This is a genomic window from Modestobacter italicus (assembly GCF_000306785.1).
GTDB lineage: Bacteria > Actinomycetota > Actinomycetes > Mycobacteriales > Geodermatophilaceae > Modestobacter > Modestobacter italicus.
Window position 1 is genome coordinate 1,076,497 of record NC_017955.1, and the last position, 12,948, is coordinate 1,089,444.

Sequence of the window (12,948 nt, forward strand, 5' to 3'; positions counted from 1 at the left end):
CCCGTAAGCTGGTCTCCCGTGAGTCTCACCATCGGGATCGTCGGCCTGCCCAACGTCGGCAAGTCGACGCTCTTCAACGCGCTTACCAAGAACGACGTGCTCGCCGCGAACTACCCGTTCGCCACGATCGAGCCCAACGTCGGCGTCGTCGGCGTCCCCGACCCGCGGCTGGCCAAGCTGGCCGAGGTGTTCAGCTCGCAGAAGATCATCCCGGCGACGGTGTCCTTCGTCGACATCGCCGGCATCGTGCGCGGCGCCAGCGAGGGCCAGGGGCTGGGCAACAAGTTCCTCGCCAACATCCGCGAGAGCGACGCGATCTGCCAGGTGATCCGGGTGTTCACCGACCCCGACGTCGTCCACGTCGAGGGCAAGGTCGACCCGGCCGACGACATCGAGACGATCAACACCGAGCTGGTGCTGGCCGACCTGCAGACGCTGGAGAAGGCCATCCCGCGGCTGGAGAAGGAGTCGCGGAAGGACAAGGAGCGCAAGGCGCTGCACGACGCTGCCGTCGCCGCCCAGGAGGTGCTCGACAAGGGGACGACGCTGTTCGCCGCCGGCGTCGACCCCGAGCCGCTGCGCGAGCTGACGCTGCTGACCACCAAGCCGTTCCTGTACGTCTTCAACGTCGACGCCGACGAGCTGGCCAACACCGAGGTGCTCGACGAGCTGCGGGCGCTGGTCGCCCCGGCCGAGGCGATCTTCCTCGACGCGCAGACCGAGTCCGAGCTGATCGAGCTGCCCGCCGACGAGGCAGCTGAGCTGCTGGCCTCCATCGGCCAGGACGAGCCGGGCCTCGACCAGCTGGCCCGGGTCGGCTTCCGCACGCTGGGGCTTCAGACCTACCTGACCGCCGGCCCCAAGGAGTCGCGGGCCTGGACGATCCCGGTCGGCGCCACTGCTCCGCAGGCGGCCGGCGTCATCCACACCGACTTCCAGCGCGGCTTCATCAAGGCCGAGGTCGTCAGCTTCGACCAGCTGATGGAGGCCGGCTCGATGGCCGAGGCCAAGTCCCGCGGCTGGGTGCGGATCGAGGGCAAGGACTACGTCATGGCCGACGGCGACGTCGTGGAGTTCCGCTTCAACGTGTGACCGGGCCCGGGACGCCGCAAGGTCAGGAGTCCCCGGGGTCTGCGCCGCCGAGGCTCGGTGAGCTGAGCGACTGGGTGCCGATCACCGCGAGCATCTGCAGCTTCTCGTGGCTCTCGGTGCCGGGCACTGCCGTGTAGACCATCAACCGGTGGGCCTGGTCCGGGTCGACGAGCGTCTGGCAGTTCAGCTCGAGCCGGCCGACCTCGGGGTGCTCGTAGCGCTTGACCTCGTCCGGGTGGATGCCCACCTCGTGCGTCTCCCACAGCACGCGGAACTCCTCGCTGCGCTCCAGCAGCAGGTCGGTCAGCTGCGCCGCCCGTGACCCGGGCCCGCGCACCGCCAAGAGGGCGCGGAGCCCGGCGGCGTACATGCGGGACAGGTGCGCCCGGTCCTCCGCCACGTGCAGCAGCCGGGCCGACGGGTCGGTGAACCAGCGGTAACCCCGGCTCCGCGCCGGGCCGGTGTACCGCGTCGCGTCGCCGGTGAGGGCCACCGACAGCGGTGTCTGGCGCAGCGTCTCGCCGAGCTCGGTGACGATCTCGGCGGGGGTGTCGCCGAGGCGGTCGAAGATCCGCAGCAGGCCCGGGCTCACGTGCTCGCTGCTCGCCCCCCGCTGCGGCGGCTGGTGCCCGGCCAGCCGGTACAGGTGGTCGCGCTCGTCGAGGGACAGGTGCAGCCCCTGCGCGATTGAGGCGATCATCTGCGCCGAGGGCTGCGGGCCGCGCTCGCGCTCGATCCGCGTGTAGTAGTCGGTCGACATGTGGCAGAGGACGGCGACCTCCTCCCGGCGCAGGCCGGCGGTCCGGCGGCGCGGCCCGCGGAGCAGGCCGACGTCCTCGGGCTGCAGCGCCTCTCGGCGACCCCGCAGGAACCCGGCCAACCCGGCTCGGTCGATCACCACGTGTCTCCTCCTGCACGACGTCCGCCCGCCTCGTCGGGCGGCGCAGCCCTGTCTACCGGTGCTGCGCCGGCACAGCCACGGCCCGTCGATCCCCCTCTCCGCGACCCGGACGGGGGGATCAGCGAGCCCTGCCTCCCGGCCGCGGGACGGGCGACGGTGGTGCCACGGCGCGACCAGCGCACCTCGACGACAGGAGCCCAGCATGGCCCGCACGACGATCGACATCACCGTCCCCGACCTCTCGGGACGACGAGCGGTGCTCACCGGGGGGAGCGACGGCATCGGCCTGGTCATCGCCCGCCGGCTCGCCGCGGCCGGCGCCGACCTGGTCCTCCCGGTCCGGGACCGCGGCAAGGGCGAGGCGGCCGTCGCCCACATCCGCGCCCGGGTCCCCGGGGCGACCGTCACCCTGCACGCCCTCGACCTCGCCTCGCTCGACTCGGTCGCCGCCTTCGCCGCCGCCCTGCTCACCGAGGGCCGCCCGGTCGACGTCCTGATCGCCAACGCCGGGGTGATGACCCCGCCGGAGCGGCGGACGACGGTCGACGGGCACGAGCTGCAGCTCGGGACCAACCACCTCGGGCACGTCGCCCTCGTGGCGCACCTGATGCCGCTGCTGCGCGCCGGCCGGGCGCGCGTCACCTCGCAGACCAGCGTGGCCGCGAACAGCAACGCCGTCCACTGGGACGACCTGGACTGGGAGCGCTCGTACCACCCGATGCGCGCCTACAGCTCGTCGAAGATCGCCGTCGGCCTCTTCGCCCTCGAGCTCGACCGCCGCAGCCGGGCGCACGGCTGGGGCCTGACGAGCAACCTCGCCCACCCCGGGATCGCGCCGACGAACCTGCTCTCGGCCCAGCCCGGCATCGGCCGGCCCTCGGAGTCGCGCGAGATCCGGCTGATCAGGCGGCTGTCGGCGCTCGGCGTCGCCGGGACGCCGGAGACCGCCGCCCTCCCCGCGCTGCTCGCCGCCACGTCGCCGGACGCCGCTGGGAGCCGTTTCTACGGGCCCAGCCGGTTCCGGCACATGAGCGGCCCGCCGGCCGAGCAGGAGCTGTACCGGCCGCTCCGGAGCGCCGAGGACGCGCAGCGCATCTGGCGCCTGTCGGAGCAGCTGACGGGGGTGTCGTTCCCGGACGGGACCGCGGGCCCCGCCCTCGGCCTGCGTGCCGAGCACGGTCAGCCGGCCTGAGTCCGCGGCGACCGGCCCGGCGAGATCAGGGCGCCGTCCCCGGGGGTCACTGCTGGGCCGCGAACCGATCGTCGAGCAGGCGGTTCACGCAGCTCTCCGCCTCGTCGACGGCGTGCGCGTTCTCCGCGCTCGGGCACCGGTCCCACGAGCTGCGGGCCACGCCGAGCGCGATGTAGGCGACCGCGATGTCGTGGTCGAGCTGGTCGAGGCTGACAACGGTCGGGCTCATGACGACCTCCTGGCTTCGGCGTCTGCGAGCTGCACGCTAGGTCACAGGTATGACCGTTCTGCGGCACCGAGGTCATCGGCGGATGTCGGTCCGTCCCACGGCCGGTGGTCCCGGTGGTCAGCGCCGGGACAGCGCCGCGAGCGCGGCCTCGATCCGCAGTCGGGTGTCGTCGGAGGCCCAGCCGGCGAGGACGGCCGCGTCACCGCCGGCGGTGGCCTCGATCGCCGCGTTCGCCTGGCGGTGCAGCTGGACCTTGGCCAGCCGGTAGGCCTCCGGCGACCGGGCGGCCAGCTCGGCAGCGAGCGCGACCGCCCGCGGCACCAGTTCGCCGGGCTCGGTGAGCTCGTCGACCATCCCCAGGGCCAGCGCGTGCTCACGGTCCTCGAGCTGCCCACCGAGCAGCACCCGGCCGGTGCGCGGGCCGAGCGCGTGCTGGACGACCTCCAGGGCGGTGGTCGGGAAGGGGACGCCGACTGCCAGCTCGGTCAACCCGATCCGTCCGCCCGACATCAGCCGCAGGTCGCAGGCCAGGGCGAGCACGCAGCCGCCGGCGATCGCGTGCCCGTTGACCGCCGCGACCGTGGGCCGCGGGTGGTCGAACACGGCGCGGTAGGTGCGGGACAGCGCCGTCAGCAGCGCCTCGGTGTACGGCCGGCGGCCCTCCAGGATCCGGCGCAGGTCCACCCCGGCGGAGAAGGACGAGCCGGTGCCGGTGATGACCAGCGCCCGGTCGGATGCGCTCACGGCCTCGGTGAGGGCGTCCAGCAGCTCCACGTCGAGGGCACCGACCCGGCCGTGCTCGATCCGCAGGACGGCGCCGTCGTCCCGCTCCTCGGTGATCAGCATCGGGCCATGATCCACGCACCGGGGCGCGCGTGGTCCCACGGCGGCCCCGCCGTCCCGACGAGCACGACGACGGCACGTTCGGGTGAGCAGCGCCGGGAACGCCGTGGTTGGGCGGGTGTGCGCCCGGGCACCCGGCGGGCGTGACCACACGCATCGGGCTGGTCGGCGCCGGGTTCATCGGCGGCCGGCACCTGGACTCGCTGAGCACGCTGGACGACGTCCGGGTCGTCGGGGTGGCCGATCCCCAGCTGGAGCGGGCGGAGCAGCTGGCCGCGCGCGCAGGGGCCCGCGCCCACCCCGGCTGGCAGCAGTTGCTCGACGCCGAGGAGCTCGACGCGCTCTACGTCTGCGTCCCCCCGCACGGCCACGGCGCGGTCGAGGAGGCCGCGGTCGACCGGGGCCTGCCGCTGTTCGTGGAGAAACCGCTGGCCACCGACCTGGCCACCGCCGAGCGGCTGGCCGCGCGGATCGAGTCCGCCGGGCTGCTCACCGCGGTCGGCTACCACTGGCGGTACCTGGACACCCTCGAGCACGCCCGCGAGCTGCTCGCCGCCAGCCCGGCGCGGATGGTGCTGGCCGCCTGGCTGGACAAGGCCCCGCGGGTGCCCTGGTGGTCGTGGCAGGAGCAGTCCGGCGGGCAGACCGTCGAGCAGGCCACCCACCTCTTCGACGTGGCCCGCGTGCTGGTCGGCGAGGTCGTCGGCGGGGCGGCGGTCGGGTCGAGGTCGGGCTCCGCCCCGGGCGACATCCTGGACGTGACCACCGCGGCGCTCACCTTCGACACCGGTGCGGTGGGGTCGTTCTCGAACAGCTGCCTGCTGCCGCGCGGGCACCGGATCGGCGTCGAGCTGGTCGCCCCCGGGCTCGGGCTGTGGCTCACCGAGCACCAGCTCGTCGTCTCCGACGCCGACGGCGAGCGCACCCTCGACCGGCAGGTCGACCCGATCGCGGCCGAGGACCGGGCGTTCGTCGCCGCGGTGCGCGGTGAGGGCGACGACGTCCGGGCCCCGTACGCCGAGGCGTTGCGCACCCACCGGCTGGTGAGCGCGGTGGCCGCGGCCGCCGCCGGGGACGGCGTCGTCGAGCTGGCCCAGCCCGCCGGGGTGCCGGCGTGAGCGGGCGGCAGGTCCGCGCGATCGGTGTCGCCGAGCCGGGGCGCCCGGTGGTCCTGGACGACGTCGAGCCCGAGCCGGACGACGGTCAGGCGTGGGTGCACACCCTCTGGAGCGGCGTCAGCGCCGGCACCGAGGCGGCGCTGGTCCGCGGCACCGACCCGCACCACCAGGTCGGCTGGGACATCGGGACGCGGTCGTTCGGGGCGCCCGGCGCACCGCTCGCCGGCTACCCGGTCCCGGGCCTGGGCTACATGGAGGTCGGGCGGGTCCTGGAGAGCCGGACGGCGGACCTGGCCGAGGGCACCGTGGTCGCGATGGCCTACGGCCACCGCACCGGCCGCTGCGCCGACCCGGCCCGCAGCGCCGTGATCCCGGTGCCCGACGACCTGGATCCGCTGCTGGGGGTCTACCTCGCGCAGATGGGCCCGATCTGCGTCAACGGGCTGCTGCACGCCGCCGCCGCGCTCGCCGGGCCGGGCGCCGGGCTGGCCGACGGGGTCCGCGGGCAGCACGTCCTGGTCACCGGCGGCGGGGTGATCGGGCTGGTCACCGCGATGCTCGCCGAGCGGCACGGCGCCGCGGAGGTACTCGTCGTCGAGCCCTCCGCCGACCGCCGCCGGGTCGCCGAGGCGCTCGGCCTGCAGGTGCTCGACGACACCGGCGGCGAGGCGTGGTGGGCGGCCAAGCAGCGCTGGCAGCACGGGCCCGGCGACGCCGGGGCCGACGTCGTCCTGCAGTGCCAGGGCCACGACACCGCGCTGGCCACCGCGCTCAAGGCGCTGCGGCCGCAGGGCGTCGTCGTCGACCTGGGCTTCCACCAGGGCGGCGCCGGGGCGGTCCGGCTCGGCGAGGAGTTCCACCACAACGGGCTGTCCGTCGTCTGCGCGCAGATCTCCCGGGTGCCGCGGGGGATGGGCGGCGCCTGGCCGCGGACGGCGCTGGCGGCCGCCACCCTCGACCTGCTGCGCGACCGGGGGGACGAGGTCCGCCGGCACCTGGTCACCGACGTCGTCCCGTTCGACGACGGCCCTGCGCTGCTGGCCGACATCGCCGCCCGCCGGCTGGCCAGCCCCCCGCTGCAGGCGGTGCTGCGGTTCGCCGAACCCGGCTGAGGTGCGCGTCCTGCTGGTGGGCAACCACTGGACCGACGGGCCGGGCGGCGCGGAGACGGTGCTGGTGCTCACCGCCGACCTGCTCCGCCGGGCCGGGCACGAGGTGGTGCCCTTCGCGGTGGCCGAGGAGCGCACGCTGCCCACCCCGGTCCGGGACCGGCTGCCCGCCGCGGCCGGCAGCCGCGCGCGCACCCGGTTCGGGGAGGCCTGGGCGGGCACCTGGTCGCCCCGCGCCTACCGGGCGCTGGCCGCCGTCGTCGACGAGGTCCGCCCCGACGTGGCGCACGTGCACCACGTGTTCGAGCGGCTGACCACGTCGGTGCTGGACGCGCTGCGCCGGCGCGGGGTCCCGACGGTCATGACGCTGCACGACTACAAGCCGGTCTGCCCGGGCTACCGGCTGTTCGCCGAGGGGGCGCCGTGCACCGGGTGCCTGCCCGGCCGGCACCTCGAGGTGCTGCGGCACCGCTGCCTGGAGGGCTCCCGCTGGCGCTCGGTCGCGGCCGCCGCGGACTCCTGGGCCGCCCGGGCCCGCGGGCTCTACGACCGGGTCGACGCCTTCGTCGCCCCCAGCGCGTTCCTCCGCGACCGGGTCGTCGACGGTGGCCTGCCCGCCGCCCGGGTGCACGTGCTCACCAACCCGGTGGTGGCCGCGGACGAGCCGCGCCGGGCACCGGCGGAGCCGCCGTACGTCCTCTACGCCGGCCGGCTGGTCGCCGAGAAGGGCGTGGGCACGCTGCTGGACGCCGCCGCCCGGCTGCCGGCGGGCGTCCGGGTCCGGCTGCTGGGGTCCGGCCGGCTGGAGGGGCAGGTCCGGGCCCGGGTGGCGGCCGAGGCCCTGCCGGTCGACGTGCTCGGCGCCCAGCCGCCGGACGTCGTCCGCCGGGAGCTGCGGGGCGCGGCGGCGGCCGTGCTGCCGGCGCTGTGGTGGGAGAACTGCCCGATGGCCGTGCTGGAGGCCGGCGCGCAGGGCGTCCCGGTGGTGGCGTCGGCGGTGGGCGGCATCCCCGAGCTGGTCGAGGACGGCGTCACCGGTCGGCTCGTCCCGCCGGGTGACGCCCCGGCGCTGGCGGCGGCGGTGACCGGGCTGCTCGACCGCCCGGACGTCGCCGCCGCGGCGGGCCGGGCGGCCTGGGCCCGGGTGCGGGAGCGGCACGACCCGGCCGACCACGTGCGCGCGCTGCTGGACCGCTACGCCGCGGTCCGCGGCTGAGCGGTCACCGGGCCACCGAGGCGAACAGCTCGAGCAGCCGGTCGGCGTGGGCGTCGAAGGTGTGCTCCTCGCGCACCGCGAGGGCGGCGGCGGCCCCGCTGCCGGTCCCCAGCTCCTCGGCCAGCACGGCGGCCACCTCGTCGGCGGAGCGGTAGAACAGCCCGGTCCCGTCCCGGCGCAGCACCCGCTCCACGGACACCGTCGACCCCGGGTTGGCCTGCTGCAGCACCGGCAGCCCGGCGGCCAGCAGCACGGGCAGCCGGGCGGGGGAGTTGAGGTCGTCCCAGCTGGCGCGGCGCAGGTCCCCGCCGTTGGTGCTGGTGAACCGGTGCAGCCAGCCGGCGTCGTACCGGGACAGCTCGGCCACCCACTCCTCCGGGCCCACCGCCGGGTGCACGTGCACGTGCTCCGGGGCGGTCGCCAGCGCCTCCGCCAGCCAGCCGGTCCACGAGCCCTTCGGGCCCGGCGCCCGGACCTGGCCGTACAGGTGGGTGTGCACTCCGCGCCGGGCCAGGTCCAGCAGCCAGGCCGCGTCCAGGCCGGCGGGCCGGCCGACGACCGCGGTGTGCGGCGCGCCGTCGTCGGCGGAGAGCTTCCGGCTGAACGGGGCGTCCAGCCAGTCCCGCTTGGGCAGGTCGCCGTCGAGCACCCCGAGCCGAGCGGGGTCCACCCGCCCGCGGAGGGCTGCGGCGAACCAGTCCCGCTCCTCGTCGGTGGCGAACAGGCAGGCGTCGGCCCGGCGGACCAGGTCGGCGAGCAGCGGCCACTCGCCGCGCAGCACGCTGCGCTGCGGCGCCTCCTTGAAGTGCCAGACGAACGGCAGGTCGGGGAAGGCGGACTGCACCGCGTGCGCGAACGGGACCGCCCGCCAGTTCAGCTGCGCCCACACCACGTCCGGTCGCAGCTCCCGGACGGCGCCCGGCCAGCGGTCGCGGTCCAGGTCGGGCACGTGCCCGAAGGGCAGCGGGCCGACGGTGGCGTCGCCCAGGCCGTCGGTGGTCCACAGCCCGGTGAGCCGGTGCCCGCGCTCGCGCAGCGCCAGCACCCGTTCCGGGTTGAACGCCAGCTCCCCGACCAGCAGCACGCTCAGCCCGTCGGCGGGTGGGTGCTGCTGCGCCCGGAACCGGGAGTAGCGGGCGACCTCGTCGACCTCACCGCCGTCGGTGGAGGCGAACCGCAGCGGCTGGGGAACCCGGTAGCGGCTGCGGAACACGTTCAGCCCGCCGTCGGTGGACTCCCGGATCGCCCGCGACCGCTGCCCGGGGTGCCGGGTCCAGGTGCAGGTGACCGAGCCGGTCCCCGCCGTCCGGCCGTGGGCGCGGACCCGCGCCCAGAGGAGCCGGTCCAGGTCGTCGGTCTCCAGCTCGGCCCGCTCGGTCCACCGGTCGGGCGTGCGGCGGTGCGCCACCTGGACCAGCTGGGCGTAGGGCGTCCCGGCGGGCTCGGTGAGGCCGGCGCAGACCAGCGCGACCGCCGGGTCCGCCAGCGCGGCCACCAGCGCGGTCAGGTGGCTGGGCGCCCAGACGTCGTCGGCGGGCAGGTAGGCGACCAGCGGCGCGGCGGTGGCGTCCAGCCCGGCGTTGAGCGTCGCGCCGAGGCCGCGGTTGACCGGCCGGCAGAGCAGCCGCACCCGCGGGTCGGGCAGCCCGGCCACGACCTCCCGCACGGCCTCGGGGTCGGGGGAGCCGTCGTCCAGGACGACGGCCTCCCAGTCGGTCAGGTGCTGGGCCAGCAGCCCGTCCAGCGCCCGGGGCAGGAACGCGGACTGGTCGTGCACCGGCACGAGGACGGCGACCCGCGGCGGGCTCATGCAGCGGTCGGCTGCGCCACGTCCCCGCTCCGCACCCGGCGGTACAGCTCCGCGACGCGGGCGGCCAGGGACGGCCACGAGTAGTCCGCCGCGCGGCGCCGGGCCCCGGCCGCGAGGTGGTCGCGCAGCCCGGGGTCGGCCACCAGCCGGTCGAGTGCAGCGGCCAGCGCGGCGACGTCGCCGGGCGGCACCAGCAGCCCGGTCTCCCCGTGCCGCACGACCTCCGGGATGCCGCCGACGTCGCTGGCCACCACGGGCAGCCCGGCCGCCATCGCCTCGGTGAGCACCGAGCCCATCTCCTCGTAGGCCGAGGGCAGCACCAGCACGTCCAGCGACGCGAGCACCCCCGGGACGGCGGAGTGCTCGACGAACCCGGTGGTCCGGATCCGGTCGGCCGCCGGGCTCTGCTCGACCAGCCGGTGCACCCGCGCGCGCTCCGGGCCGTCGCCGACGACCACCAGGTCGGCGTCCTCGGTCATCCGCCCGAACGCGGTGACGAGCAAATCGACCCGCTTCTGCGCCGCGAGCCGGCCGACGTAGCCGATCCGCAGCCGGGCCGGCTCCGCGCCGGCCCCGGTGTCGGGCGCGGCGAACAGCGCGGGCTCGAAGCCGGAGGGGACGACCGCGATCCGGCCGGCCGGCACGCCGTCGGCCCGCAGCGCCGCCGCGGTCCGCTCGGTCAGCACCACGACGGCGTCCGCCCGGCGCAGCGTCGTCCGCTCGATCCAGCCACCGACCGCGCGGAGCAGCCGCACGTGCAGGGTGCGGCCGGCCAGGGTGTGGCCGACGCTGCAGTGCACGGTCACCACCAGCGGGCAGCGGTGCCGCCGGGCCGCGGCGCGGGCCAGCACCAGCGTCGCGAGGTCCTCGCCCTGGTGGGCGTGCACCACGTCGATCGCCGGGGTGCCGGCCGGGTGGGCGAGCGCCCGGGGGAGCGCGGCCAGCGCCCACAGCTGCCGCAGCCGGGTGGTCGCGACCCCGGTGCGGTGCACGACCGCGGCGCGGCCGAGGCGGTCGGTGCGCCGCGGGCCGGCCAGCCGGGAGGTGAGGACCGTCTGCCGGTGCCCCAGCGCGTCCAGGCAGCGGGTCAGCGCCGCGGTGTGGTTCTGCATCCCGCCGATCGGGTCGAACCGGGCCGCCCGGCCCGCGACGGCGGAGCCGCCCGGGGCCGGCGCGGGTTCAAAGACGCTGCACAGCCGCAGCACGTGCAGGCCGACGCCGTTGCCGGTCAGGCTGCCCACGACCACCTCCGGGAGTGCGGGGCCCGCAGTACAACACGCGGTGCGACCTGCCGCGAGGCCCGGCAGGATGGCTCTCGTGACCGCCCCGCTGGCCGACCCCGCGGTGCGGCGGGTGGCGCTCGTCCGGCTGCGCGTCGGGCTGGGCGACCTGCTCTGCTCCGCCCCCGCGCTGCGCCGGCTGCGGGAGTTCCGGCCGGACCTGCGCGTCACGCTGATCACCTGGCCGGAGATGGCGCCGGTCGTCGCCCGCCTCGCCGACGGCGTCGACGAGCTGCTGCCCTTCCCCGGCGCCGAGGGCATCCCCGAGCGCACCCCCGACCCCGCGGGCTGGCCGGCCTTCGCCGCCGCGGCGGCGCAGCGGCGGTTCGACCTGGCCCTGCAGGTGTACGGCGACCGGCCGGCGGCCAACGCGGTGACCGGTGCCCTGGGCGCCCGGCTGGTCGGCGGGTTCGCGCCGACCGGGTGGGAGCCGCCTCCGGCCGCTGCCCCGCTGCACCTGCGCTACCCGGTGCAGCTGCACGAGGCCGACCGGCACCTGCGGCTCCTCGAGCACCTCGGCCTCCCGCCGGGGCCACCGCCGGTCATGTACTTCCCGGTGACGGCGGAGGACGAGGCGGCGCACGCCGCGACCACGGCGGCGGCGGGCCTGCGGCCGGGGCGGTACGTCGTCCTGCACCCGGGCGCCTCCTCGCCCACCCGGCGGTGGCCCGTGGAGCGGTACGCCGCCGTCGGCGACGCGCTGGCCGCCGACGGCTGGGACGTGGTGCTGACCGGGGTGGCGGGGGAGCGGGCGAACAGCAGCGCGGTGCGGGACGCGATGCACGCGCCGGTCACCGACCTCACCGGGGAGACCGGCCTCGGCGGGCTGGCCGCGCTGCTGCGCGACAGCGCGCTGCTCGTCGGGAACGACACCGGCTCCGCGCACCTGGCCGCGGCGGTGGGCGCGGCCAGCGTCACCGTGTTCCTGCCCGGCGACCCGGTCCGCTGGGCGCACCGCGGGCCGCGGCACCGCGCCGTGGTCGCCGACGTCCCCTGCGCGCCGTGCCCGCACCTGGTCTGCCCGATCGACTTCCGGTGCGCCGCGTCGGTCCGGGTCGGCGACGTCCTCACCGCGGCCCGGCAGCTCCTCGCGGAGCACGCCGGGTGAGCCGCCGGGTCACCTTCGTCGCCGACTCCGACGCCTGGGGCGGCGCGGAGGTCTACCAGACCCACCTGGTCCGCCGGGCGGCCGACGCAGGCTGGACGGCGTCGCTGGTGTGCACCGAGCCGGTCGCCGCGGGGTTCGCGGCGGCGCTGCCGGCCTCCCCGAGAACGGTCGTGCCACTCGCCCGGCACCGCGCGGCCGCGCCGGACCTGGCGGCGGCGGTCGCGGCGCAGCGCCCGGACGTCGTGGTGGTGAACCTGGTCGACCCGGGGTCCAACGCCGCCGCCGTCGCCGCGGCCCTCACCGTGGCACCGACCGCAGGCGTCCTGCACCTGGCCGGGGACGTGCTCACCGGCGAGCGGCACCGCCGGCTGGCGGCGCTCTACGGCCGGCTCTCCCTGGTGCTGAGCCCCTCGGCCGGTGGGCGCGACCAGCTGGTCGACGAGCTCGGCGTCCCTGCCGACCGGGTGCACGTCGTGCCCAACGGCGTGGACCTGCCGGTCGTGGCGTCCGGACCGGCCGGCCGGACGCCGCCGCGGGTGGGCGCGCTGGGCCGGCTGACCGCGCAGAAGGGGTTCGACGTCCTGCTGCGGGCGGTGGCCCGGCTGGTCGACGAGGGCGTCGCGCTGGAGCTGGTGATCGGCGGGCGGGGCCGCGACGAGGAGCAGCTGCGCGCCGCGGCCGCCGGCCTGCCGGTGACCTTCGCCGGCCACGTCGACGACGGCCCCGGCTTCCTCGCCGGGCTGGACCTGTTCTGCCTCTCCTCGCGGCACGAGGCCCTGCCCCTGGTGCTGCTGGAGGCCATGGCCGCCGGGCTGCCGTGCGTGGCCACCGACGTCGGCGACGTCCGCACCGCGGTGGGCGGGGACGCCGTCGTCGTCCCGGTGGCCGACGCCGGCGCGCTGGCCGGCGCGCTGGCGCCGCTGCTCGCCGGTGCCGGGCGGCGCGGGGACCTCGGCGCCCGGGCGCGCGCCCGGGCGGAGCGGGAGCTGGGCGCCGACCTGATGGCCCGGCGCACCTTCGCCCTGCTGGACCGGCTGGGGTAGCCACCGG

At 76.9% G+C, this 12,948-nt stretch carries 12 protein-coding genes; 7 read left to right on the forward strand and 5 right to left on the reverse strand.

Annotated features, from left to right (window positions below):
- Window positions 1-18: 18 nt before the first annotated feature.
- Window positions 19-1,092 (forward strand): redox-regulated ATPase YchF, encoded by a 1,074-nt coding sequence (ychF, locus tag MODMU_RS05175; RefSeq protein ID WP_014739131.1) that lies wholly within the window; start codon window positions 19-21, stop codon window positions 1,090-1,092.
- A 22-nt stretch (window positions 1,093-1,114) separates the two neighbouring features.
- On the opposite strand, the gene MODMU_RS05180 is transcribed toward ychF, so the two are convergent.
- Window positions 1,115-1,993 (reverse strand): helix-turn-helix transcriptional regulator, encoded by an 879-nt coding sequence (locus MODMU_RS05180; RefSeq protein WP_014739132.1) that lies wholly within the window; start codon window positions 1,991-1,993, stop codon window positions 1,115-1,117.
- Between the two features lie 202 nt (window positions 1,994-2,195).
- Here MODMU_RS05180 and MODMU_RS05185 point away from each other — a divergent pair, with 202 nt between their 5' ends.
- Entirely contained in the window at window positions 2,196-3,185 is a 990-nt protein-coding gene (locus tag MODMU_RS05185) for an SDR family oxidoreductase (protein ID WP_014739133.1), read from the forward strand.
- A 46-nt stretch (window positions 3,186-3,231) separates the two neighbouring features.
- Here MODMU_RS05185 and MODMU_RS05190 read toward each other — a convergent pair whose 3' ends face one another.
- Complete coding sequence (locus MODMU_RS05190) at window positions 3,232-3,414, reverse strand: hypothetical protein (RefSeq protein ID WP_014739134.1); 183 nt, start codon at window positions 3,412-3,414, stop codon at window positions 3,232-3,234.
- Window positions 3,415-3,531: 117 nt separating this feature from the next.
- Complete coding sequence (locus MODMU_RS05195) at window positions 3,532-4,260, reverse strand: enoyl-CoA hydratase/isomerase family protein (RefSeq protein ID WP_014739135.1); 729 nt, start codon at window positions 4,258-4,260, stop codon at window positions 3,532-3,534.
- A gap of 140 nt (window positions 4,261-4,400) precedes the next feature.
- Here MODMU_RS05195 and MODMU_RS05200 point away from each other — a divergent pair, with 140 nt between their 5' ends.
- Genes MODMU_RS05200 through MODMU_RS05210 form a run of 3 tightly spaced genes read left to right on the forward strand, consistent with a single transcriptional unit; the run spans window position 4,401 to window position 7,700 of the window.
- Window positions 4,401-5,375: a Gfo/Idh/MocA family protein gene (locus MODMU_RS05200; RefSeq protein WP_014739136.1), complete on the forward strand. Its 975-nt coding sequence runs from the start codon at window positions 4,401-4,403 to the stop codon at window positions 5,373-5,375.
- A complete protein-coding gene (locus MODMU_RS05205) occupies window positions 5,372-6,487 on the forward strand; it encodes a zinc-binding dehydrogenase (protein ID WP_014739137.1) in 1,116 nt (371 codons plus the stop codon). The genes MODMU_RS05200 and MODMU_RS05205 overlap by 4 nt, the downstream gene beginning before the upstream one ends.
- Before the next feature lies 1 nt (window position 6,488).
- Entirely contained in the window at window positions 6,489-7,700 is a 1,212-nt protein-coding gene (locus tag MODMU_RS05210) for a glycosyltransferase (protein ID WP_014739138.1), read from the forward strand.
- Window positions 7,701-7,704: 4 nt separating this feature from the next.
- Here MODMU_RS05210 and MODMU_RS05215 read toward each other — a convergent pair whose 3' ends face one another.
- Together MODMU_RS05215 and MODMU_RS05220 are read right to left on the reverse strand one after the other, a co-directional pair.
- Window positions 7,705-9,510 (reverse strand): glycosyltransferase, encoded by a 1,806-nt coding sequence (locus tag MODMU_RS05215; protein WP_014739139.1) that lies wholly within the window; start codon window positions 9,508-9,510, stop codon window positions 7,705-7,707.
- Window positions 9,507-10,751, reverse strand: coding sequence for a glycosyltransferase (locus MODMU_RS05220; protein ID WP_014739140.1), 1,245 nt, complete (start codon window positions 10,749-10,751; stop codon window positions 9,507-9,509). The genes MODMU_RS05215 and MODMU_RS05220 overlap by 4 nt, the downstream gene beginning before the upstream one ends.
- A gap of 67 nt (window positions 10,752-10,818) precedes the next feature.
- On the opposite strand from MODMU_RS05220, the gene MODMU_RS05225 reads away from it, so the two are divergent.
- Together MODMU_RS05225 and MODMU_RS05230 are read left to right on the forward strand one after the other, a co-directional pair.
- Window positions 10,819-11,898, forward strand: a complete 1,080-nt coding sequence (locus MODMU_RS05225; RefSeq protein WP_014739141.1) for a glycosyltransferase family 9 protein — start codon at window positions 10,819-10,821, stop codon at window positions 11,896-11,898.
- A complete protein-coding gene (locus tag MODMU_RS05230) occupies window positions 11,895-12,941 on the forward strand; it encodes a glycosyltransferase (RefSeq protein WP_014739142.1) in 1,047 nt (348 codons plus the stop codon). Before MODMU_RS05225 ends, MODMU_RS05230 begins: the two co-directional genes overlap by 4 nt.
- The last annotated feature ends 7 nt before the right edge of the window (window positions 12,942-12,948 follow it).

Coding starts and splice junctions, on each gene's coding strand:
- MODMU_RS05185 (WP_014739133.1), top strand. CDS start 2,196: ATGGCCCGCACGACGATCGACATCACCGTCCCCGACCTCTCGGGACGA.
- MODMU_RS05190 (WP_014739134.1), bottom strand. CDS start 3,414: ATGAGCCCGACCGTTGTCAGCCTCGACCAGCTCGACCACGACATCGCG.
- MODMU_RS05195 (WP_014739135.1), bottom strand. CDS start 4,260: ATGCTGATCACCGAGGAGCGGGACGACGGCGCCGTCCTGCGGATCGAG.
- MODMU_RS05215 (WP_014739139.1), bottom strand. CDS start 9,510: ATGAGCCCGCCGCGGGTCGCCGTCCTCGTGCCGGTGCACGACCAGTCC.
- MODMU_RS05225 (WP_014739141.1), top strand. CDS start 10,819: ATGGCTCTCGTGACCGCCCCGCTGGCCGACCCCGCGGTGCGGCGGGTG.